Annotated in this window: 26 protein-coding genes; 13 read left to right on the top strand and 13 right to left on the bottom strand. The window is 67.8% G+C overall.

Translation table 11 applies throughout. The features are described from left to right. Positions 1-71: 71 nt before the first annotated feature. Both ACFQI8_RS16750 and ACFQI8_RS16745 read left to right on the top strand, forming a co-directional pair. Positions 72-311, top strand: coding sequence for a YgaP family membrane protein (locus tag ACFQI8_RS16750; RefSeq protein ID WP_390246799.1), 240 nt, complete (start codon positions 72-74; stop codon positions 309-311). Between the two features lie 69 nt (positions 312-380). Then, positions 381-1,406: a succinylglutamate desuccinylase/aspartoacylase family protein gene (locus ACFQI8_RS16745; protein WP_390246797.1), complete on the top strand. Its 1,026-nt coding sequence runs from the start codon at positions 381-383 to the stop codon at positions 1,404-1,406. A gap of 63 nt (positions 1,407-1,469) precedes the next feature. Here the strand turns inward: ACFQI8_RS16745 and ACFQI8_RS16740 are convergent, their stop codons facing one another. Continuing rightward, a complete protein-coding gene (locus ACFQI8_RS16740) occupies positions 1,470-2,552 on the bottom strand; it encodes an anthranilate phosphoribosyltransferase (RefSeq protein ID WP_390246795.1) in 1,083 nt (360 codons plus the stop codon). Positions 2,553-2,660: 108 nt separating this feature from the next. Between ACFQI8_RS16740 and ahbB the strand changes: the two genes are divergently transcribed. Next, positions 2,661-3,704 (top strand): siroheme decarboxylase subunit beta, encoded by a 1,044-nt coding sequence (gene ahbB / locus ACFQI8_RS16735; protein ID WP_390246793.1) that lies wholly within the window; start codon positions 2,661-2,663, stop codon positions 3,702-3,704. 59 nt (positions 3,705-3,763) lie between these two features. Here the strand turns inward: ahbB and ACFQI8_RS16730 are convergent, their stop codons facing one another. Continuing rightward, on the bottom strand, positions 3,764-4,633 hold the full coding sequence (locus ACFQI8_RS16730) for a CehA/McbA family metallohydrolase (RefSeq protein ID WP_390246791.1): 870 nt from the start codon (positions 4,631-4,633) through the stop codon (positions 3,764-3,766). Positions 4,634-4,786: 153 nt separating this feature from the next. Continuing rightward, positions 4,787-5,821, bottom strand: a complete 1,035-nt coding sequence (locus ACFQI8_RS16725) for an NAD(P)/FAD-dependent oxidoreductase (RefSeq protein WP_390246789.1) — start codon at positions 5,819-5,821, stop codon at positions 4,787-4,789. Between the two features lie 156 nt (positions 5,822-5,977). Here ACFQI8_RS16725 and ACFQI8_RS16720 point away from each other — a divergent pair, with 156 nt between their 5' ends. The 5 genes from ACFQI8_RS16720 to msrB all read left to right on the top strand — a co-directional run bounded on the left by ACFQI8_RS16720 (position 5,978) and on the right by msrB (position 9,165). Further along, positions 5,978-6,706, top strand: a complete 729-nt coding sequence (locus tag ACFQI8_RS16720) for an HAD family hydrolase (protein WP_390246787.1) — start codon at positions 5,978-5,980, stop codon at positions 6,704-6,706. Then, positions 6,703-7,479, top strand: a complete 777-nt coding sequence (locus tag ACFQI8_RS16715) for an aldo/keto reductase (RefSeq protein WP_390246785.1) — start codon at positions 6,703-6,705, stop codon at positions 7,477-7,479. The genes ACFQI8_RS16720 and ACFQI8_RS16715 overlap by 4 nt, the downstream gene beginning before the upstream one ends. A gap of 86 nt (positions 7,480-7,565) precedes the next feature. Then, the gene (locus tag ACFQI8_RS16710; RefSeq protein WP_390246783.1) at positions 7,566-8,270 is read left to right on the top strand and encodes an RAD55 family ATPase; all 705 of its coding nucleotides are present in this window, start codon (positions 7,566-7,568) and stop codon (positions 8,268-8,270) included. Positions 8,271-8,283: 13 nt separating this feature from the next. Beyond that, positions 8,284-8,700: a hypothetical protein gene (locus ACFQI8_RS16705; RefSeq protein ID WP_390246781.1), complete on the top strand. Its 417-nt coding sequence runs from the start codon at positions 8,284-8,286 to the stop codon at positions 8,698-8,700. 63 nt (positions 8,701-8,763) lie between these two features. Further along, the gene (gene msrB / locus ACFQI8_RS16700) at positions 8,764-9,165 is read left to right on the top strand and encodes a peptide-methionine (R)-S-oxide reductase MsrB (protein ID WP_390246779.1); all 402 of its coding nucleotides are present in this window, start codon (positions 8,764-8,766) and stop codon (positions 9,163-9,165) included. Between the two features lie 93 nt (positions 9,166-9,258). Here msrB and ACFQI8_RS16695 read toward each other — a convergent pair whose 3' ends face one another. From ACFQI8_RS16695 to ACFQI8_RS16685, 3 genes are all read right to left on the bottom strand, one after another. Continuing rightward, positions 9,259-9,711, bottom strand: a complete 453-nt coding sequence (locus ACFQI8_RS16695) for a DUF8036 family membrane protein (RefSeq protein ID WP_390246777.1) — start codon at positions 9,709-9,711, stop codon at positions 9,259-9,261. Further along, the gene (locus ACFQI8_RS16690; protein ID WP_390246936.1) at positions 9,708-10,007 is read right to left on the bottom strand and encodes an ArsR/SmtB family transcription factor; all 300 of its coding nucleotides are present in this window, start codon (positions 10,005-10,007) and stop codon (positions 9,708-9,710) included. Before ACFQI8_RS16690 ends, ACFQI8_RS16695 begins: the two co-directional genes overlap by 4 nt. A gap of 221 nt (positions 10,008-10,228) precedes the next feature. Further along, positions 10,229-10,663 (bottom strand): hypothetical protein, encoded by a 435-nt coding sequence (locus ACFQI8_RS16685; protein WP_390246775.1) that lies wholly within the window; start codon positions 10,661-10,663, stop codon positions 10,229-10,231. Between the two features lie 249 nt (positions 10,664-10,912). Between ACFQI8_RS16685 and ACFQI8_RS16680 the strand changes: the two genes are divergently transcribed. Then, entirely contained in the window at positions 10,913-11,191 is a 279-nt protein-coding gene (locus ACFQI8_RS16680; protein ID WP_390246773.1) for a hypothetical protein, read from the top strand. Positions 11,192-11,227: 36 nt separating this feature from the next. On the opposite strand, the gene ACFQI8_RS16675 is transcribed toward ACFQI8_RS16680, so the two are convergent. After that, positions 11,228-11,656 (bottom strand): universal stress protein, encoded by a 429-nt coding sequence (locus tag ACFQI8_RS16675; RefSeq protein WP_390246771.1) that lies wholly within the window; start codon positions 11,654-11,656, stop codon positions 11,228-11,230. 196 nt (positions 11,657-11,852) lie between these two features. On the opposite strand from ACFQI8_RS16675, the gene ACFQI8_RS16670 reads away from it, so the two are divergent. Then, positions 11,853-12,872 carry an NAD-dependent epimerase/dehydratase family protein gene (locus ACFQI8_RS16670; protein ID WP_390246769.1) on the top strand — a complete coding sequence of 340 codons (1,020 nt, stop codon included), beginning with the start codon at positions 11,853-11,855 and terminating at the stop codon, positions 12,870-12,872. A gap of 101 nt (positions 12,873-12,973) precedes the next feature. After that, positions 12,974-13,192 carry a hypothetical protein gene (locus ACFQI8_RS16665; protein WP_390246767.1) on the top strand — a complete coding sequence of 73 codons (219 nt, stop codon included), beginning with the start codon at positions 12,974-12,976 and terminating at the stop codon, positions 13,190-13,192. A 120-nt stretch (positions 13,193-13,312) separates the two neighbouring features. Here the strand turns inward: ACFQI8_RS16665 and ACFQI8_RS16660 are convergent, their stop codons facing one another. Beyond that, complete coding sequence (locus ACFQI8_RS16660) at positions 13,313-13,921, bottom strand: translation initiation factor IF-2 subunit beta (RefSeq protein ID WP_004062666.1); 609 nt, start codon at positions 13,919-13,921, stop codon at positions 13,313-13,315. Positions 13,922-14,060: 139 nt separating this feature from the next. Between ACFQI8_RS16660 and ACFQI8_RS16655 the strand changes: the two genes are divergently transcribed. Further along, entirely contained in the window at positions 14,061-14,279 is a 219-nt protein-coding gene (locus ACFQI8_RS16655) for a DUF8015 family protein (protein WP_390246765.1), read from the top strand. Positions 14,280-14,409: 130 nt separating this feature from the next. Here the strand turns inward: ACFQI8_RS16655 and ACFQI8_RS16650 are convergent, their stop codons facing one another. The 3 genes from ACFQI8_RS16650 to ACFQI8_RS16640 form a co-directional block, all read right to left on the bottom strand. After that, positions 14,410-15,129 (bottom strand): fumarylacetoacetate hydrolase family protein, encoded by a 720-nt coding sequence (locus ACFQI8_RS16650; RefSeq protein ID WP_390246763.1) that lies wholly within the window; start codon positions 15,127-15,129, stop codon positions 14,410-14,412. Positions 15,130-15,219: 90 nt separating this feature from the next. Further along, positions 15,220-15,441, bottom strand: a complete 222-nt coding sequence (locus ACFQI8_RS16645) for a hypothetical protein (RefSeq protein ID WP_390246761.1) — start codon at positions 15,439-15,441, stop codon at positions 15,220-15,222. Between the two features lie 184 nt (positions 15,442-15,625). After that, a complete protein-coding gene (locus tag ACFQI8_RS16640) occupies positions 15,626-16,468 on the bottom strand; it encodes a potassium channel family protein (protein WP_390246759.1) in 843 nt (280 codons plus the stop codon). Positions 16,469-16,787: 319 nt separating this feature from the next. On the opposite strand from ACFQI8_RS16640, the gene ACFQI8_RS16635 reads away from it, so the two are divergent. Continuing rightward, a complete protein-coding gene (locus tag ACFQI8_RS16635) occupies positions 16,788-19,142 on the top strand; it encodes a methyl-accepting chemotaxis protein (protein ID WP_390246757.1) in 2,355 nt (784 codons plus the stop codon). On the opposite strand, the gene ACFQI8_RS16630 is transcribed toward ACFQI8_RS16635, so the two are convergent. Beyond that, entirely contained in the window at positions 19,113-19,931 is an 819-nt protein-coding gene (locus ACFQI8_RS16630; RefSeq protein WP_390246755.1) for a hypothetical protein, read from the bottom strand. The genes ACFQI8_RS16635 and ACFQI8_RS16630 overlap by 30 nt on opposite strands. 127 nt (positions 19,932-20,058) lie before the next feature. After that, positions 20,059-21,447, bottom strand: a complete 1,389-nt coding sequence (locus ACFQI8_RS16625) for a uracil-xanthine permease family protein (protein ID WP_390246753.1) — start codon at positions 21,445-21,447, stop codon at positions 20,059-20,061. Between the last annotated feature and the right edge of the window lie 141 nt (positions 21,448-21,588).

The following is a 21,588-nucleotide window of genomic DNA, read 5'->3' as shown; positions in this document are numbered from 1 at the left end:
ACGCGATTTTTCGACTCGTCGACTGAGAACCGACGCCACGTTAATGTATTGCGGACAACAAGCACTACTGTATGGTACGAAACGTCGGCACGCTCGACCGGACTGTTCGCCTCGCGCTCGGTACGCTGTTCGTCATCGGCGGGGTCGGAAGCTACGCGGGGCTGTTCTCGCTCGGGTTCGGGCCAGTGCCCGCGGCGCTCGGTGCCGCGTTCGTCGCCGCCGTCGGCGTCATCCTGCTCGTGACCGGGTTCCGCCGGACGTGTCCGCTGTATCTCCCGTTCGGCATCGACACGTCGGACGACCGGAACTGACGGTCGCCCCGCGCCGTCCGCTTTTCTCGCTCCCCTAACTACAAGATACCCCACCGCGATGCGTCGGATATGCACACCGCGGAGACCGTGACGCTCACTCGCCTCCCCTCCGGCGTCCCGGTACAGACGACAGTTCACACCTACGAACCAAAAGACGGGACCGACGGCCCGACGCTCTACGTGCAGGCCGCCCAGCACGGGCGCGAAATCAACGGCACCGAAGTGCTCCGCCGACTGCACGGCCGCCTCGAACGCGCGGAGCTCTCGGGGCGCGTCGTCGCCGTCCCCGTCGCCGACCCGCTGACGTTCGACCGCGTCTCCTACGTCACCCCCGAGGTGCTCGACTCCGTCAACTCCAACATGAACCGCGTCTGGCCGGGCGACGCCGACGGCTCGCTCCACCAGCGCATGGCCGCGAAGCTCTGGGAGTACATCAGCGACGCCGACGCCATCGTCGACCTCCACACCGGGAGTCCGGACATGCTCACTCACACCGTCTATCTCCGGGGCAACGAGTCGTCCCGCGACCTCGCGCGGGCGTTCGGCGTCGACGTCCTCCTCGCGGAGGCCGCGGGCGACGAGGCCGACGACGAGTGGACCGAACGGAGCTTCGACGGCAAACTCCGCGTCGCGGCCACGAACGCGGGCATCCCCTCTATCACGCCCGAACTCGCCCACAACAAACAGCTCGTCGAGCCGGCCATCGTCGCCGGCGTCGAGGGCCTTCTCAACGTCTGCCGCGACATGGGCATCCTCTCGGGCGCGGTCGAGCCGTGGGACGGCCGCACCTACCGCAACCACCTCGGCCGCGTCACCGCCGACGCCTCGGGGCTGTTCGTCGCCCGCGAGGACGTCGAACTCGCCCGCGAGGTCCGCCCCGGCGACCACCTCGGCTGGGTGTACGACCCGACAACCTACGAGGTGCTCCAAGAGGTCGAAGCCGAGCGCGCGGGCATCGTCTACTCTATCGCCCGCGAGGCGACCGTCACGGCCGGCGAGACGCTCGTCGGCATCGCGCTCCCGCTGGACGACGGCGAGAGCGACATCGAGGGGGACGACCCCTTCGGCGAGGCCGACGGCGACCTCGACATCTAGAGAAACGCGGGTCGGTCGAACTAGCGAGACCGACGTGTCGAAGCGAGCGCGTTCGAGTCGGCGTTAGAACGCGCGCAGGTCTTCGAGCACGGCTTCCGCGTCGCCGGAGGCGATGGTCTCGCGGGCCAGTTCCAGTCCCTCGTCGATGCTGTCGGCGTCCTCGCGGGCGTAGATGCGGAGCGCCGCGTTGAGAGCGACGGCGTCGGCGAAGCGGTCCTCGCGGTCGCCGGCGAGCACGGCTTCCGTGATTTCGGCGGAGTCGCCGGCCACGTCGTCCTCGTCGACGCCGAGGTCGTCGTACTCGAAGTCCATGCCGTACTCGGCGGTCTCGATGTCGAAGTCGTCGAAGGTGGCGTCGCCGTCGTCGCCGGCGGTCCACTCGGCGACCTTCGTGTAGCCGGGGCGGATGTCGTCGTAGCCCTCCATCCCCTGGAACATGAGCACGCGGTCGAGGTCGTGGTGCTCGCTCGTCTCGAAGGTGTCGACCATCTTCTTGGCGAACGCGAGATGGTAGAACGACCCGAGGTGAACCGCGGCGTTCGCGGGGTTGGCGATGGTCTCGACGGTGTTGACGAACGTCCGGACGCCCATGTTGTCGCGGCGCTCCCAGAGGGCGTGGATGGCGGGGTTGAATCGCGGCTGGTAGTAGAAGCCGAAGCCGGTGTCGTCGACCATGTCGGCGGACTCCTCGGGGTCGAGTTCCGTGCGGACGCCGAGTTCGTCGAGGACGTGCTTGTAGGCGTCCTGCTTCTGTGTCGGGACGCGGTCGCCGGAGTGGACGACGACGGGCGTGCCGGCCGCGGCGGCGACGACGCCGGCGGCGACGCCGAGGATGGCGGTCTTGCCCTTGCCGTCGTAGTTCGCGCCGCAGTCGACCGGGTCGGCGTCGGGCTCGGCGTACTCGACGTGTTCGGCCATCACGTCGGCGTAGGCGGCGAGTTCCTCCGCGTTGTTGTGCTTCCAGCGGTTGGCGAGCCAGAACGCCCCGAGCGTCGTGTGGTCCGGTTCGCCGGCGAGGATGCGGCGCATCGCCTCGGTCGCCTGCTCGCGGTTCATGTCCTCGGCGGACTTCGTGCCCGTGCCGACGACTTCCGTCATCAGACGCTTCAGCGGCCATTCCCCGAACTCGCTTTCGACTACTGCCATGCGCCTGTGTTCGCGCGAGCGGTCAAAAAACGTCCCGTTCGGTCCCGTCGCCCGGGAGCGTCCGCGCCGTCCGAAAGCGATAGGCTTCCCGACTCCTAACGCCGGGTAATGAGCGCGTTGTCGGACGATTGGCGGGACGACATCGACGAGGTCGATGCGGCGCTTATCGACGAATACCAAAGCGGCTTCCCGGTCGAACAGCGGCCGTTCCGCGTCGTCGCCGCGGAGTTAGGCATCGACGAGGACGACGCCCTCGACCGCGTCCGTCGGCTCCGCGAAGACGGCGTCTTCCGGCGGTTCGGGCCGGTTCTCAATCCGCCGGTCATCGGCAGTTCGACCCTCGCGGCCGTCTCGGCGCCCGAGGAACGCTTCGACGAGGTCGCCGAGCTCGTCAACGGCTACCGGCAGGTGAACCACAACTACCGCCGCGCCCACGAGTGGAACATGTGGTTCGTCGTCACCGCCGGCTCCCGCGAGACGCGCGACCGCATCCTCGCCGAAATCGAGGAGCGAACGGGCTGTGCGGTGTTGAACCTCCCGATGCTTACCGACTACTACATCGACCTCGAGTTCCCCATCGTCAACGACGACCGCTTCGCACGCGAGAGCCTCGGCGCGACCGACGTGAGCGCCACCCGCATCTCCGAGGACGCGACCGGCGACCTCTCGGCGCTCGAAGCCCGCCTGCTCGTGGAGATTCAGGGCGGGTTCCCGCTGTCGAAGACGCCCTACAGCGACGTGGCCGACGCCCTTGACGCCGAGGTCGACGACGTGCTCGTCGCCGTCGAGCGCCTGCTCGCGGACGGCTGTATCAAGCGCATCGGCTGTGTCGTCAACCACATCGTCACGGGCTTTCGGAACAACTGCATGGTCGTCTGGAACGTCCCCGACGACGAGCTCGACGCCCGCGGCGAGGCCGTCGGGAGTCTCCCGTACGTCACGCTCTGTTACCACCGGCCGCGCCGTCCCGAGCAGGGCTGGGAGTACAACCTCTTTACCATGATTCACGGCCGGGACGCCGACGCCGTCGACGAGAAGATAGACGAACTCGCGGCCGACCACCTGCCGTTCGACCACGAGCGACTGTATTCGACGGCGAAGCTCAAGCAGACCGGCGCGCAGTACGAGGAACTCGTGAGTTCTGACGACTGAGGTAGAGAACAAAACGCGCGTTTCGACGCCCGCGCCGCCGTCCGCGTCACATCAGTCCGCTACCGCGACAGCGGCGACAGCCGGTAGAGCATCCGCGCGGCCTGCGCGACGCCCGTCTTCGCCAGCGACCCGCTTTTGAGCGCGCCGAGTTTCGCGTAGTAGCCGGACCTGAACGCGCCCTTCTTGGCGAGGAGCGCGCTCCCGAGCGCCCCGCGCTTGGCGTAGTACGCGGACTTCCGGCCGGCCGCACCGGCGTAGTGCTTCGTGCTCGTCGGAATCGGCGTCCGGCGGCCCTGCACCTCGGTCGAACCGCTTCGGATGGCGTCCAAGATGTCGTCGGCGGTGAGGGAGGCCCGCGACACGTCGGAGATGTCGATTTCCGTGTAGGCGCGGCCGACGTACCCGACTTTGTGGGCGTCGCTCCCGGCGACGCCGGGGTACTGGCGCTTCGCGGCGAACCGGCGGGCGCGGCGGTTCTTGTAGCCCGTGAAGAGCCACGAGTTGTACGTCTCGATGGCGTCGAAGGCGTCGCCGCCCGCGGCGTCGTGATACCGGCCGAGCCGACGGCGACCGATGCCGTGTCGGCTCCGCTGGAACGGGTGCGGGACGATGGCGACGCCGCCGCGCTCGCGCACCCAGCGGGCCGTCTCGTCCAGCGGGCGACGCCGCGGCGGAAGCTCCTCCACGCCGAGCGCGAGGAGGTGGCCGTCGGCCGTCGAGACTTCCACGCCGGGGATGCCGACGAGGCCGTACATCGGCGCGAGTTGCGCCGCTCGAAGGGACTCGTCGATGACGTCGTGGTCGGTGACGACGACGGCGTCCAACCCGATTTCGGCGGCCTGCTCCAAGATGAGCTCCACCGGGTCGTGCGCGTCGTACGAGCCTTCCGAGTGCACGTGGGGGTCGATGCGGACGGTCAGCGCAGACACGACTTCTCGTTAGGTCTCGGCGACGAAAAAGACACGCCCGAATCGTGCTAGCTCGCGGCACGCTCGTCCGCGGCGTCCCTGACGGGTCGGACCGCGTCGAATCCGCGTCACGAGCCCCGGGAAGCCGACGGTTGCGACGGCGGGCCTACGGGCCTACTGCTCGGCGATTCGCTCGCCGGCTTCGACGCCGCTCCAGAGCGCGGCGTGCACCCGGCCCTCGCCGACCGTCCAGTCGCCAGCGAAGTAGAGGCCGTGAGACTCTCCGCGGCGGAGTATTTCGCGGTCGGCGACGCCGTCGGGAAGCGCGTATCGCCAGCCTTGGTCGTCCACCCAGTCGGGGTCGCGCAGGCGCTCGTCGTCGAGGAGGTCGGCGACCATCCCGGCGACCTCCTCGGCCGCGTCGTCGAGGGGGTCGTCGTAGTGCGCTTCGGACCACTCCGGGCTCGGTTGGACGACGAGCAGGCTCTCGCCGTCGGGAACGTGGCCGTCCTTGCACTCCTCGCGGGCGACCCAGCCGACCGGATGGCTCTTGCCGGGGTTGACGAGCGCGTACCACGGCTCCTCGCGCTCGAAGGGGTAGTGGAGGACGACCGTTCGAATCGTCCGGTACTCGACGCTCCCGATGGCCTCTCGGAGCGCGACCATACACTGGTCGCCCCAGCCCATCTCCGTGAGAATCGCGGCCGTCTGCGGGGCCGGCGGCGTCAGAAGCACCGAGTCGAACGGGCCGTGGCGCGTCCCCGCCTCGTCGACGACGGACCAGTAGCCGCTGTCGGGGTTGTGGTCGATTGCGGCGACGCGGGTCTCCCGCTCGAGTGTCGCCTCGGTCTCCGCGAGCAGGCGCTTCGCCAGTTGGGTGATGCCCTCGGTCCACGTCCACTTGTGTTGGTCGCGGTCGTCGCCCGGGGAGATGACGCCGTCGGCGTCGAACGTCCAGACGGGCTCGTCGACGTCGACCAGCCCGTCAGCACCCAGTCCGCGGACGAGTCGCTCGGTGCGGCGGTCGTAGTCTTTCACGTAGTTCGCGCCGTGGTCGTACCGACAGCCGTGCCGGCGGCGCGTCGCGGCGCGCCCGCACACGCCGCGGCTCTTTTCGAGAATCGTGACGTTCGCGTTCGCCTCGCGGAGCGCGTAGGCCGCGCCAGACCCAGCGGCCCCGGCTCCGACGATGCACACGTCGCGAGTCATCTCGCCACCCCGCGTGTGAGTCCAGCCAGCATCGGTTACAACTGCGGCTTCGAGGCGCTAAAAGACTCGCAACGCGGCGGGATTGGGGGCGGCGTTCGCGCCCGCCGCCCCGACCGGAGGCGAAAGCGATTCACGTCGCGCCGCCGGAGTCCGGGTATGTACGACTCGGTCATCTTCGACCACGACGGCGTGTTGACCACGCTCGTCGACCTCTCGCCCCTCCGCGACGCGACGTGGGACGCCTTCGCCGAACTCGGCGTTTCTGACCCCGACCCGTCCCACGTCGAGCAGGTGGTCATCCACGTGTCGCCCGAGGACGTGCGCGCCGCCGCCGACCCGTACGACCTCGACCCCGAGACGCTGTTCCGCGTCCGCGACGAACGCCAGTCGGCCGCCCAACGGCGGGCCATCGCCGACGGGCAGAAGGTCCCCTACGACGACTTCGACGCGCTCCGCCGCATCGACGCCCCGATGGGCATCGTCTCCAGCAACCAGCAGGCGACCATCGACTTCGTCGTCGACCACCTCGACGCGACCGACCTGTTCGGCACCGCCTACGGCCGCGAGCCCTCGATGACGAGCCTCCACCGCAAGAAGCCCGAACCCTACTACCTCGAACGCGCCATGGCCGACCTCGGCGTCGAGTCGCCGCTTTTCGTCGGCGACAGCGACAGCGACATCGCCGCCGCCGAGGCCGCGGGCGTCGACTCCGCGTTCATCCGTCGAGGGCACCGCGCCGACCACACGCCGACGCCCGACCCGACCCACGAAATCGCCGGCCTCGACGACCTGCTCGAACTCGACGGGGTCCCCGTCGACGGCGGGGCCGACGCGCCGGGTCCCGCGGTCGACGGCGGCCGCGAGGGCAGGGGGCAGACGCGGTGAGTTTTTCTCTCCCCCGCATCGGGCTCGGGACGATGGGCCTCGACACGCCCGACGAGGCCGCCGCCGTGACGACGGCGCTGGAGCTGGGCTACCGCCACGTCGACACCGCGCAGATTTACGGGAACGAGGCGGTCGTCGGCGACGCGCTCGCGGCGGCGGACGTGCCCCGCGAGGACGTGACGCTCGCCACCAAGGTCTGGGCGGACAGCCTCGCGCCCGCCGACGTGCGCCGGACGACCCGCGAGAGCCTCGACCGACTGGGAGTCGACTCCGTCGACCTCCTGTACGTCCACCGCCCCATCGACACGTACGACCCCGAGGCGACGCTGTCCGCCTTCGACGAGCTCGTCGACGACGGCCTCGTCCGCGGCGTCGGCGTCAGCAACTTCACCGTCGCCGAGGTAGACGAGGCGCTCGACCTGCTCGACGCGCCGCTCGTCGCCCACCAGACGGAGTACCACCCGCTGTTCCAGCGCCCCGCGCTCTGCGACCACGCCGAGGAACACGGCTACGACGTGGTCGCGTACTCGCCGCTTTCGGGGGGCCGCGTCCGCGACGTGGACGAGGTCGTCGCGGTCGCGGAGAGATACGGCGCGACGCCCGAGGCGGTGAGCCTCGCGTGGCTGGCCGAAAAGGGGCTGTGTCCGATTCCGAAGGCGTCGAGCGAGCGTCACCTCCGGGCGAACCTCGACGCCGTCTCGCTGGACCTCGACGCGGCCGACGTGGCGACCATCGACAGTATCGAATCTGAAGTCGAACTGTTCCCCGAGTGACGAGTCGGTCGTTCGATGTCGTTCCGAAGTCTCAATTTCGATACTAGTCCCGGAACGATTATAACAGGGCGGGCGAGTGTCCGACCATGCGGATTCCGAGTGGGGTAAGCGGGTTCGACGAGCTCATCCAGGGTGGTTTCCTCCCGCGCCGACTGTACGTGCTCAGCGGACCGCCGGGGAGCGGAAAGACGACGTTCACGGCGCAGTTCATGGCCGAGGGACTTCGCAACGGCGAGAAGTGTATGTACATCACCATGCACGAGACCGAAGACGAGCTGATAAACGACATGTCGGGGTTCGACTTCGGGTTCGAGACGCTCGCCAGCTCCGAGGGCTTTCACTTCGTCAACCTCGTGAGCCCGAAGGGGAAACACATCCTCAATCAGTTCTCCCAGAGCGGGAGCTCGTCGAGCGTCCAGAGCCTCACCGACAAGATCGTCGCGTTCGTCAACTCCCGGCAGGTCGACCGGCTCGTCATCGACTCGACGATGTTGCTCCGGCTGTTTTTCGCCAACGGCTCCGAGGAGATGACGCGGTTTCTGACGGCGCTCAAGCAGGGCGACGCCACGACGCTTCTCGTCTCCGAGATGACCGACCCCTCGTCGTACTCCGACGAGCACTTCCTCGCCCACGGTGTGGTGTTTTTCCACAACTATCTGGAGGCGACGGGGATGACACGCGGCATTCAGGTCATCAAGATGCGCGGGTCGAACATCGACTGCGACATCCGCCCGATCGAGTTCAGCGACAACGGGCTGGTCGTCGACCCCCGCTCGAAGGTCGACCTCTGAGGAACCCATAACCATGTACGAACGGGTCTACGGGACGGACTGGCAGACGATATCGGACGAGGAGGCCATTCGCCGGATGTACGCCCTCGGTGTCTCCAGCGCGCTCGGCCACCCGAATCGGGGGGAGTTCGAGCGCATCCGACGACAGGCCGGCACCGCCTACGGCCGGAGCGTCCTCCAACTCGCCTTCGAGGAGGGCAAACAGCGCGTCGCCCGCAACGAGTCGGAGTACGATTCGAAACAGGACGTCTGGGAGGCGCTCGTCGACGAGGAGACGACGCCCGCCACGACGGGCCGCGCCGACGTGACGATGCAGAAGTCGACGGACAAACAGGGCATCCCCGACGCCGTCGGCCGAGCGTCCGCCCTCGACAACCGACGCGACGACGTCGCTCGGATTCGACTCCCGGAGTTCCTTCGGCGCGGGTAGTCGGCAACACCACTGAGGCGCGTCGCCGACGGGCCTTTGGGCGTCCGAGCCCTCTGTCGACCCATGAGCGACAGCGAATTCAGCCTCTCGGAGTCCGAATGGCGCGAGCGACTTTCGGAAGACGCCTACCGCGTCCTCCGCGAACAGGGGACGGAACCGCGGTTCTCCGGCGAGCACGTCGACCGGAGCGACGACGGCGTCTACCGGTGTGCCGGCTGTGGGACCGAACTGTTCGACTCGGAGACGAAGTACGACTCCAACTGCGGGTGGCCGAGCTTCTACGCCGCCGAGGACTCGAACATCGAGCTTCAGCGCGACCTGAGCCACGGGATGGACCGCACCGAGGTGGTCTGTTCGACCTGCGGCGGCCACCTCGGCCACGTCTTCGACGACGGGCCGGAGCCGACCGGCAAGCGCTTCTGTATCAACTCGGTCGCGCTCGACTTCGAGGAAGACGGGGAGTAGCTCGGAGAGAGAACGCGACAGAACGGAGCACGCACGACAGAAGGGGAAACGGGTCGGACCGAATCGCCGCCGCCGACCCAGAGACCCACCGTCTCACGCCGAACTCTGATACGTGAGGAACGTCACGGCGACGGCCGCAAAGAGGTCGGGCAGGAACGTGAACGGACCCAGTCCGCTCCCCCTGAACCCGAGGAAGAGCGACGCCAGCGGGTTCGACGTGAGGGCGTACAGGAGCAGTGCCGCCGTAAAGAGGAGCAGGCTCAGGGTAAACCGGTTCGGAAGCTCCCGGTAGAGCATCGCGTAGGTGCCCGCGAGGAACCCGAGCGCGACGAGGTTGTACGTCGAGACGAACAGTTTCAACTGGATGAACAGGTCCGGGATGGGCGGGCCGCCGGGACCTCCCGGCTTATGCGAAACGAACAGTTCGGGGGCGAACCACGCCACGAGCTCGGGGGTGAACCACGTCGCGAGCGCCGCGACGGCGAGCGAGACGCCCACGACGATGGCGGTTCGCCGCAGGGGGTCTCGGCTGGCCGCGTCGCTCACGCGCCGTCACCCCCCGCGGAGACGTCGGTCAAGTTGGCCTTTCGAGCCACCTCGTTGAGCACGTCGAGGTTGGCTTCCATCCGGTCGGTCAGAAAATACGTCTTTCCGTAGTTGTCGCCCATTGTCATCAACACGTTGTTCTCGACGAGGAGTTCCAAGTGGTGCTGTGTCGTCTTGTAGTCGAGGTCGAGTTCGTTCGAGAGTTGGTTGGCGTTCATCGGCATATCGTCGAGCGCGCGGATGATTCGCAGGCGGTTCCGGCCCCCGCGCGATCCGCCGATTAGCCACCACAGCACACGTCGCATCCGGGTGAACCGTCAAATCCGGACGTATTAAAACGGCGGGCCTCGCGTCCGCGCCGGCGGCGGCCCGCGGTGAGGGGTACGGGGGAACCCGATTCGCGGTGGGTGGCGCGACGATGGTGGTTTCGGTGGGTCGTCGCGGGTGAATCGGCGTGGGGAGTGTCGTCAGCGGGGTGTGCGTGGGGAGGGGAGTCGTCAGCGGGGGAACGCGGGCGTCAGTCACCGCGCGGCCCGAAGCCGCCGCGGCCGCCCGCGCGGACTTGGATACCGTCGCCGTCGCCGTCGCCGTCACAGGCGAGCGCCGACGTGTCGACGCCGAACTCGGCGAGCGTCTCGTGGACGGCGGTTCGAATCTGGTCCGTCGTCGCGCCGTCGGCGCGCATGTCGGCGACGAGCGTCCGAATCTCGTCGGCCTGTTCGTCGGTCAGATTGGAGCGGTCGTGCAGGTGGTCGCCCGGCGCGTCCCGGGTTTCGTCGGCGGTCCCGGCGAAGGGACCGTGCCAGCCGCCGTCGGGTCTGACGGCGGTCCCGTCGGTCGCTTGGACGGCGTCCGACGCATGCGTCTGGACTGCGAAACCGGCGGCGGCCGTCCCCGCGAAGACGAGCGAGGCGACGACGAGCGCAACCCCGAGCGTTGTGAGTCTGGTCATAATCTGTTCCTCCGTCTCATCCGACGCTCAGCGGCTAAAAGAGGATTTCCCGAACTCGAACACGAGTCCACCGTGAATCCGCCCAGAGTTAGGCCCAAATTACGCCGGGAACCCCCCGACAGGCGCGGCGGACCGCGGGTACGCGCGGCGCTTCGAGAACGCCGGTATCAGGATGGTAGGGCGTGTCTAACGGTAGTCTATGGTGAGTAGCCGACACGTACCAAACTAGGGTGACGGCGTAGAGAGGGTATGTCTCGTAGTTACCCCGTCAACCGTCACTCGGCCCGGCCCCGGCGGCGACCCGCGTTCACGCCGTACGCGCTCGTCGTCGCCGGTCTCCTGACGTTCTGTATCGCCGTCATCGCTCCCGTCGCCGACCTCTCGGCGAGCATGTCGGTGATGAACGTCGCCGGCGGCGGGTCAGCCCCGGCGTTCGACGGGGGAACGCTCGTCCTCAGCGGCGGCCTGCTCCTCGTCAGCGCCGCCTCGACGTTCTTCGGCCTCCTCCTGTTGCTCCTCCGACTCTGAGTCGGGCGGGACGGCGGGCGGGCGACCGCGGGCGACCTATCGACGCTCGATAGGGGTGGCGAGCACGGGGACCTTCGACTGGACGACGACCGACCGCGAGACGCTTCCGAGGATGTTGTCCTCGAACCGGGCGTGGGTCCCCATCGAGATGAGCGCGGCGTCTATCTCCTCGGCGACGGCGAGAATTTCCTCGGCCGGGTCGCCGCGGCGGAGTTCGGTGGCGGCGTCGACGCCGTACTCGGCCATCGTCTCTGCGGCCTCACCGAGTGCCGCCTCGCCCTGCGACCTGAGTTCCTCGTACACCTCGTCGACGCGTTCGTCGGCGAGCGTCAGGAAGGCCCGTTCGTCGACGACGTAGACCAGGGAGACGGCGGCGTCGCGTTCGGCCGCGAACGCCGCGGCGTCTTCGATGACCGGTTGCATCGAGTCACTGCCGTCGGTCGGCACGAGGATTGTGTCGTACATCAACTGGGAGTTAGGTGGGGAAGCTATCACTCTCTTCGCCGGTTCCCGGACGGTGGGAACTACGCGGGGCGTGAGACGCGGGGCGAGACGCTCGGGGGAACAACCACTTTCATAATCGATTATTGACTCCGAGGCGAGATGAGTGTTGTCGCTCCGCTGTCCGGGGTTTATGAACGCTCGCCGCGGCGCTCCACACATGGACGTGTTCGTCATCGGTGGCACGGGACTGCTCGGCACGGGAATCGTTCGGCGACTTGTCGCCGCCGGCCACGACGTGACCAGCCTCCAGCGTGGCGAGACCGACGACGACCTCCCGTCGGGCGTCGAGCGGGTCGCCGGCGACCGGGGCGACTCGTCAGCGCTCCGCGGCGCGATTCGGGACGCGAACCCCGAGGTCGTCGTCGACATGGCGTGCTTCGACGCCGACACAGCCCGCGACGCGGTCGAAATCTGCCGGAGCGTCGTCGACCGCTACGTCTTCTGCAGTACCATCGACGTGTACCACCGGCCGCCGCCGAAGAATCCCGTCACCGAATCGAGCCCGCGGACCCCACCGGTCAGCGACTACGCGGCCGGGAAAATCGCCGCCGAAGACGTGTTCTTCGACGCGCACGACCCCGGCGAGTTCGAGGTAGTCGTCATCCGCCCGTGGAACACCTACGGCGAGGGCGGGACGCTCGTCCACACCCTCGGCACGGACTCGTCGTACATCGACCGAATCCGCGAGGGCAACCCCGTCATCGTCCACGGTGACGGGACCTCGCTGTGGGGGCCGTGCCACCGCGACGACGTGGCGCGGGCGTTCGTCGGCGCGGTCGAGCGTCCGGGCGTCGGCGGCCGCGCCTACAACGTCACGAGCGAGGAGACGATGACGTGGAACCAGTACCACGAGCGGGTCGCCGCCGCGCTCGACGCGCCCGAACCCGACCTCGTTCACGTTCCGACCGAGGTGCTTCGCGAAGTCGCGCCCGACCGGACGCGGATGCTCCGAGACCACTTCCGGTACAGCACCGTCTTCGACAACGGGCGGGCGAAGGCCGACCTCGGGTTCCGCTACACGGTCGGGTTCGAAGAAGGCGTCAGCCGGGTGGTGTCGTGGCTCGACGCTCACGACGCGGTCGAGCCGTGGGACGCCGACCCCCTCTCGGACGACCTCGCGGCCGCGTGGCGGGAGTCGACCGACGCGTTCGTCGCGGGGTTCGAGTCGAGCGAGTGAGAGAACCCGACCCGAAACGCGCGACTGCGAGTGCCGCGGTCGCTCTCGGCTCGTAGGAACCGCCCCCCGTCTTTTCATCGATTCCGCCCCGATATTCGAGCATGCTCCGAGCCCTGCTAGCGGCGTTCGGCCTCGTGGAACTGCTCTTCCCGGACAAACTGGTCGCCGCGGTGACGCGCCTCGCCTACGAGGACGGCGACGAGATGACGGCGAAGCCGTGGGTGTCGACCGCGGCGCGAGTCGAGGGAGCGACGTTTCTCCTCGTCGCGCTGGTGGGACTCCGCGGTCGGTGCGGCGGTGACGACGACGAAGACGAGTGACCGGTCGGTCGCCGGAAGACGACCCGCGACGGGAGAATAGAAACGCCCGCGGCGAGAGAATATGAGACTGTGCGCGGAAGTCGGTCGCCGAGCGACTCGTGTTCCGCCGTGGGACCCGATTCAGGCGAGACGCGCGAACGCGAGCGACCCGCTCGTGTTCTTGATGTAGACGCGGACGGTCTGTCCCTCCTGCGCGCCGGGCACGAAGATGGTGTACTTCCCGCGCTGGGCGACGCCGTCGCCCTTGCGGCCGGTCCCGGTGATTTCGACCTCGTAGGTGCGGCCCTCTTCGACGGCCTCGCGCTGGCGCTTGTTGCTCACGCTGGAGCGCTTCTGGACCGGGCGGAAGGCACCGCAGGCCTCACAGCGAAGCATGTCGACGCCGTCCTCGGTGACGAGGCGGGTGTCCGGCAGGCCGCACTCCGAGCAGATGACGTACTCCTCGACGTAGCCGTCGATGGCCTCCTCGAAGTCGTTGATGGAGAACGACCCGCTGTAGCGGGCGCGGTCGCCTTCCAGTTGGCCGCTCGTCCCGAGCGTACGCTGGATGGCGCTGTGGAGGTGCGCGGGCGTCCGCGAGAGCGCGTCCGCAATCTCGCCGAGGTTGGTGAGGCGGGTGAACGCGCCGTCGGTCTCGCCGGACGGGTCCGGCACCGTGAGGCGTTCCTGTTCGACGTTTCGTTCCGGTAGGACGTTGAGCGCTCGGTCGAGCGCAGTCTGATACTCCATAGGCGTTCGAGTGTCTGGCAACGTATAGCCGTTCCGTGACCGTCCTTGCCGCGGCGTCGCCGGCTCGGCGTTCGTTTCAGCGCCCTCGACGACGCAACCGAGCGCCACGCCTTCGGCGCTGGCTCGCTAACGATTCGTCATGGGCTACACGTGGCAGTACTACGACCTCGTACTCCTCGGCATCCTCGGGAGTCTCCTCGCCGGCGTCGTCGTCGGCCAACTCACCCCGATGGAGCCGCAGACGACGCTCGTCGGCTTCAGCGCCCTCGCGGCGGTCGTGATGGCCCACGGCCTGTTCGTCAACGGTCCCGTGGACGAGCCGACCGACCTCACAGACGAGGTCGAGTCGCTGAACTGAGCCGGGCGGTTCGACGACCGTCGGCCGCCGACCGCCTGCAACCGCCCGCCGGCTATGGCCCACCAACCGCCGGCCATCGCCCGCCGGCCATCGCCCACCGCCCATCGCCCACCAACCGCTAACCGCCTGCTTACTCGCCGTCGACGACGCGGTTCGTGAGCGTGCCGACGCCCTCGTACCAGATTTCCACGTCGTCGCCGGGCTCGACCAGTCCGGGGTTCGCGGGACTGCCGAAGGAAATCACGTCGCCCGGCTGGAAGGTGTAGCGCTCCGAGAGGAACGAGACGACCTCGGCGGGCGAAAAGAGCATCCGCTCGGTGGTGGCTTCCTGCCGGAGTTCGCCGCCGACGTGAGTCGTCATGTCGATGTTCGACGGGTCCACGTCGGTCGCTATCCACGGGCCGAGCGGTCCGGAGCCGTCGAACGCCTTTCGAGCCGTTCGGCCGGGCTGGTCGAGCGCGTCGAGGTCGTTGAGAATCGTGTAGCCGCGGACCACGTCCGGCACATCGGCCTCGGCGACGTCCGAGCACTCGCGGTCGATGACGGCGGCCAGTTCGCCGGCGTAGGTCAGCTCGTCGGTCCAGTCGGGGTACTCGACGTCGGCCCCGGGGTCCAGCACCGACACCGGCGGCTTGATGAACCAGTCGGGCTGGTCGGGGATGTCGTAGTCCATCTGGTCGACCGTCGCCGCGTAGTTCCGACCCACGCAGTAGAGCGCGGTCGGCTCGCAGGGAGCGAGCAGTTCGGCGTCGACGCCGACTTCGTACTCCTCGCCGTCGGCCGCCACGACGCCCTCGTCGTACCGGCCCGAGACCACTCCGTCGTCGGTTCGAATCCGTGCCAGTCGCATTACCCGCGCCTGCGTCGGCCACTCACTTCAAGCGACGTGTCTCCGCAAGCGGGTGTGAAAAAACGTCCACGCGCGGGCCGCCGCCGCGACTCAGTCGGACGCGGACGCTCGGTTCATTCGCGGCATCGACCGGTTCTCGCGGTCGACGAGGTTGTGGATGCGCTCGGTACGCGTCGATTCGAACTGGCGCTGACACCGGGCGACGCCCGACGCGGAGTCGGCGCGGTCGGGGTTGGTGGTCTCGCTTTCGGCGGACTGTTCACGGACTGTTCGCAGGGTCGGTCCGTCGGTCGGGGTGGCGTTCGTGCTCACGATTTCGGGGTGAGTTCGGGTCGGTCGGACGGCTGTGCGGCGACGAGAAGAGTTAGGGACGGACGCGTACGACCGACATTGTTGTACCCGGCAGTACAGGCCAATCTATAATAAACATTCATGTTCGAACAGCGGACGCGTTCTCATCTCTGCGAACCGTCCGACCGCGTCCGTAGATGCGCGTTCACTCCCGCGAATCGTACTCCTGATAGATGACGTGCCCGCAGGACTTGCAGTGAGAGGCGTCGGCGTCGTGGTAGGCCAGCCCGCAGTTCTGGCAGGTGACGTTAACCTTGTCGCGGTGACCCCACTCCTTGACGATTTTGCTCGCCTGCCACGGGATGAGGATGACGCCCGCGAGGATGGCGGCAACCGTCACCCACCGGCCCGCCTCGGTCACCGGGACGATGTCGCCGAAACCGACCGTCGAGAGCGCGACGACGACGAAGTAGAAGGCGTCGCCGAACGACCCGATGTCGGGGTTCACCCGGTGTTCGAACGAGTAGAACATCCCCGCGGCGACGAAAAAGAGAGTGAGCACCGTCAACAGCAGTTTCATGACGCGGAGCGTCCCGACCGAGACGGTGCCGAAGAAGAACTCCTCGTCGCGCGTGAAGCGGTAGAACCGGAGGACGCGAACCACGCGAATCACCCGCAGGAAGCCGATGTTGGCGGCGACCGACGAGACGGGGAGCACGAGCACCGCCAGCGTCGGCAAGATAGCCAGCAGGTCGACGAACGAGTAGACGTTGAACAGTTCGGCGGTCCGGTCCCGCGCGCCGTAGAGGCGGAGGAGGTACTCCGCGAGGAAGACGATGGAGACGGCGGCCTCGACGGACCAGAGCGTCGACTGCACCGACGCCGAAAGCGGGGAGGTCTCGGCGACGAACACCCCGACGAACAGGAGGTTGAGCCCGAGGAGCGCGATGTCGATGGTCTTGCCGACCACGGTCCGGTGGTCGAGGAGGTAGAACCTGACCACGTCCCGCGGCGTCTCGCGGCGCGACCCTCGCGCGTGACCGTCCATGCCTCGTCTTCGGCGGTCAGATACTTATACCGTCGTGCGCTGAGAGCTCTGTTCGTTTTCGCTTTTGAAACTATATATTCCTAAAATCACTGTCGTCGATACCGCGTCAGACGCGTCTCATCGGCCACTCGAACTGACCCAGCGTTATCTCGACTACAAACGAGAAATAGCCGACAAACGCGTGCCAATACGCGTAAAAATCTCGTGCCGCGCTCGACAGCACCCGGATGTTTTTGGGTGTTCTATCCATGTTGGTATTCGTTCAATTAGTTCTATATAGTAGACGAATTTATCACAGATGAAATGAAACCCCCGTTCGATGGGAGAACGCTGGTCACGCCTTCGGGACGCGCTCCCCGACGGCCTATCGGACAGACTCGATGACCGATTCCCGCGGCCGTCCGTCTCGGCGGCGGTCCCGCGGGTGATTCGCCGCACCTACGCCCGGAAGTTCTTCGCGGCCGTCCTCGTCGCGATGGTCGTGATGGCGGGTGCCGGAGCGGTCACCTACACGCAGGTCCGCGACACGCTCGACGCGCAGGTCGAACAGCAGCTCACGGCGACCGCGGACCTGCAGGCCGACGGGCTCGAATCGTGGCTCGCCAGCAAGCGCCTCCAGACCCGGACGACCTCCTCGACGTGGCAGTTCCAGCCCGGCAACTCGCAGGCGGCCAGTAGCTATCTCTTTCAGCGGAGCGGCGAGCTCGGTCAGTCCGACGTGACGGCCATCCACTACGTTGACTACGCGACCGGCGAAATCAAAGAGAGCACCGCGAGTTCGCTGGAGGGCGAGTCGGTCGCCGCGGTCGGCCTCCCGTGGGACGATCTCGAACGGAACGTCAACCCCGAACCCGAGCGGGTGTACGTCTCCTCGTCGACGTTCCGGTCGCCGGTCGACGACGAGGTCTCGTTCGTCCTCGCGAGCAAGCCGCCGGAGAACGCCGAGTCGGTCGTCCTCGTCACCGTCAGTCTCCCGGCCCGGCTCGCGGCGACCGAACAGACGATGGCCGGAAGCGCGACCACGCTGTACGCCGCAGACGGGTCGACCATCGTCTCGACGGCCGAAAACGGGAGCGTCGCGCCCCCCGACGATGGTCGCTTGGCGAACGGGAGCGCGGCCGCCCTCGGCAGGTCCGGCGGGAACGTCGTCGCGTACACCGAACTCGACGGCGTGGACTGGACGCTCTCGACCGCGGTCCCCGCGGCGAGCGCCTACGGCGTCCGCGACCGCGTCGGCGGCGGCTTGCTCGCGACGATACTCGTCGCGCTCGGCTCGTTGGGTGCCGTCGCCGTCGTCGTCGGCCGGCGGACCACGCGGACGCTCGGCGAGCTGACCGCGCGCGCCGAGGAGATGTCCAATGGCGACCTCGACGTGGACCTCGATACCGACCGCATCGACGAGTTCGGAACGCTGTACGACTCGTTCGACGAGATGCGCGCGTCCCTGCAAACGAGCCTGAACGAGGCCGAAACGCTCAACGACCACCTCGAATCGAAGGCGGAGGAGTACCGCGCCGTCATGGAGCGCTGTGCCGACGGCGACGTCGCCTGCCGGATGGACCCCGACTCCGAGAGCGCCGCGATGGGCGACATCGCGCGGGCGTACAACCGGACGATGGACGAGCTCGGGGCGGTCATCGCCGACGCGCAGACGTTCAGCCGGGCGGTGGCGGAGTCGAGCGCGGCGACGAGCGCGGGCGTCACCGAGGTGAACGACGCCGGCGAGGCGGTCGCCGAGTCGATGACCGATATCCTCGACGACGCGGTCCGACAGGACGAACACCTCGACGACGTGGCCGACCGCGTCAACGACTTCTCGGCGACGATTCAGCAGGTGAGCGCCTCGGCCGCGTCGGTCGCCGACAACGCCGAGGCCGCCGTCACCCGCGGCGAACGCGGCCGCGATGCGGCCGACGAGGCGATTTCGGAGCTACGGGCCATCGAGACGGCGACCGACCGCACGGTCGAGCAGGTCGAGGAGCTGGCGGCCGCCGTCGCCGACATCGAGGACGTGGTCGAGTTCATCGACAAACTCGCTTCGCAGACGAACATCCTCGCGCTCAACGCCTCCATCGAGGCGGCGCACGCGGGCGAGGCGGGCGACGGCTTCGCCGTCGTCGCCGACGAGGTGAAGGGCCTCGCCGAGGAGACGCAGAAGGCGACCGGGCGAATCGGTGCCTCCATCGACCGCGTGCGCGAGCAGGCCGACGCGACCGCCGCGGACATCAGAGAGACGCGGACGCGGGTCGTCGAGGGCTCCGAGACCATCGAGGAGGCCGTCGAGGCCATCGACACCATCGTCGACGACGCGGCCGACACCTCGGAGGGGATTCGGGAGATTCGCCGCGCGACCGACCGGCAGGCCGAGGCGACGACCGAGGTCGCCGCCATGGTCGAAGACGTGTCCGCCATCAGCGACCGAACCAGCGCCGGGGCTCGCGAGGCCGCGGCGGCGACCGAAGAACAGACCGCGGCGCTCGCGTCGGTCGCAGAACGGGTGGACAGACTCGCCGAGCGCGCCGGCGACCTCCGGGCCGCGCTCGACCGGTTCGAGGTCGCGAACGACGGCGAGACTCCAGCCACCGAGGCGCTCCCGAGCGCGCCCGAGGCGCGGCTTCACGGCGGCGATGCGGCGGCGACCGCCTCAGAGGACGATTACGCCCTCGGGGAGTAGCTCTCGCTCGGTTCGTTTCGCCTCCTCGCCCTCCTCGACGAGCGTCGTGTCGTCGACCGGCTCCGAAAACCGGTTCGGGTCCGGTTCGACCCGCTTGAGCATCGACGAGAACACCGGCCCTTTCCGACCGCCGGCGGAGGTGACACCGCCGTACTGCCGCTCTTCGAACGTCGACTCGTCGGGGCTGGGGAACTCCTCGCGGATAATCTCCGCGGTGTCTCTGATGTACTCGGCGGCCTCTTTTTGCGAGTAGAGGCTCTCGTTGTAGTAGCGCTCGGCGTACTCGTCGTCGAGTTCCTCCGTGGAGTGTTCCGGCGACTCGTAGAGCACGGACTCCGTGGTCGTGTGGCCGCTGGCGAAGCGGATATTGACAGTGAAGCAGTCGGGGTACCGCAGGATGATGGGGAAAAACAGCATGTCGGTGACGGTGATTCGCTGTTGCATCCGCCAGAGTCCCTCGAAGTAGTAGGCGGTGAGCGCGCCGAGACGGTCGTCGCGCTCCCCGCTGTTGTACGCCATCGCAATCTCCTCGAAGTCGTCGCCGGCGATGTGCCGGCATCGCCGCTTGTAGCTCTTGGCGATGCCTTCGAGTTGCGTCTCGTAGGCTTCGAGCAGGGGGATGTCGGGGTCGGCGAGCATGTCCGCCTTCCGCTCTTGGGCGTCCGCGACGTTCATCATGTTCTCGTGGAACAGTCGCTCGGCGTCTTCGTCCGGTAGGGGCGTTCGAACCGCCTGTCGGTACAGCACCCGCGTATCCCCGTTGAACGTGACCCGCTGCTGCTCGCTCATCGTGCACTAGTAAGGTAGCGAACAGAAATCAATTCGTCGGTAATCCGGACGGTTTCCCGACAGTCACGAGACACGAACTATAAATCGCTCTTGAAACGGTAATCAGTTCTCATCTGTTCGGCGTGTGTCAGTCGTCGGTTGACGCGCGGCCGTCCGCGCCGTCGGCGGCGTCCGCGGCGACCGACTCGTCGGCCGCGTCGAAAAGCGGGCTCTGGTCGCCCGGCGCGAGCGTGTTGAGCACGAGCGCCGTCAGCGCGGTCACGATGACGGGCTGGCCGAAGAACGTCGCGGCGGCCTGCGGGAGCCCCGAGAGCGCGTCGGGTCGCGTGGCGACGCCGAGACCGAGCCCGAGCGAGGCGGCGACGACGACCATGTTGCGCCGGTCGAGGTTCGTGTGGAGGAAGACGAGGCGGACGCCGCTGGCGGCGACCATCCCGGCCATGAGCAGGACCGCGCCGCCGAAGACGGCGCTCGGGATGGTCGCGACGGCCGCGCCGACCTTCGGGCTGAGACCGAGGACGGCGAGGACGACACCCGCGACGCCGACGACGTACCGGCTCATCACGCCGGTGAAGTTGACGATGCCCACGTTCTGCGAGAACGAGGTGACCGGGAACGCGCCGAACACCGACGCGATAGAGCTCATGAGGCCGTCGGTAAAGAGGCCGCCGCGGAACTCCTCGTCGGTCGGGTTGCGCCCCTCGGCGGCGGTGATGCCGGACATGTCGCCGACGGTCTCCATCGCGGAGACGAGAAACAGGAACGCGAAGGTGACGATGGGGACGGGTTCGAACGTGACGCCGAACGCGCCGGGCCGGGGAACCGCGACCCACGCCGCGTCGGCGATGGGCGAGAAGTCGACCACGCCGAGCGGGACGGCGACCGCGTAGCCGACGGCGATGCCGACGAGCGTGCTCAGGAGCCGCGTGATGCCGTCGGTAAAGAGGTTGAGCGCGACGGCGACGCCGAGGACGAGCGCCGCGAGGCCGATGTTGTGGGCCGCGCCGTAGTCGGCGGCCCCGACCCCGCCGGCGGCGTAGTCCATCCCGACCGGGACGAGATAGAGGCCGATGATGACGACGACGAGACCCGTCACCAACGGCGGGAAAAATGGTTTGATGCGGTCGAACTGCCAGCCGATGAGTCCCTCGACGACGAAGCCGGTGACGAGAATCGCGCCGAACACCGCGCTCAGGCCGTAATCGACGCCGATGGTCGTCGCCGCGCCGACGAAGGTGAAGCTCGTCCCCATCACGATGGGGAGCCGCGAGCCGACCGGGCCGACGGCGTACGCCTGTACTACGGTGGCGAGCCCCGAAAACAGGAGCACCATCTGGACGACGTAGGCCGTGTCGGCGACGCCGAGTCCGACCGCGCCCGCGACGATGAACGCCACGGCGGTCGCCGGGACGATCATCACCGAGACGTGCTGTATCCCGAGGAGAATCGACTCCAGCAACGGCGGCCGGTCGTCGATTTCGTATTCGAGGCCGAGTTCGCCGCTCTCGTCTGACATCTGTACTCGCCACGAGCGACCCCCGTTCAATAATAGTTTCGCGTTCGAGCGTATTTCACGCCACGTGATGTGTCGTTATATGCATTTCTGTGCATATTCGTCGCGAAAATCCGAATCGCGGTCGCGCCGGTCAGCGACGGT

It is taken from the genome of Haloferax chudinovii, assembly GCF_042663345.1.
Lineage (GTDB): Archaea > Halobacteriota > Halobacteria > Halobacteriales > Haloferacaceae > Haloferax > Haloferax chudinovii.
The sequence above is the reverse complement of the archived record's forward strand: the minus strand, read 5'-3'. Positions and strand labels throughout refer to the sequence as shown.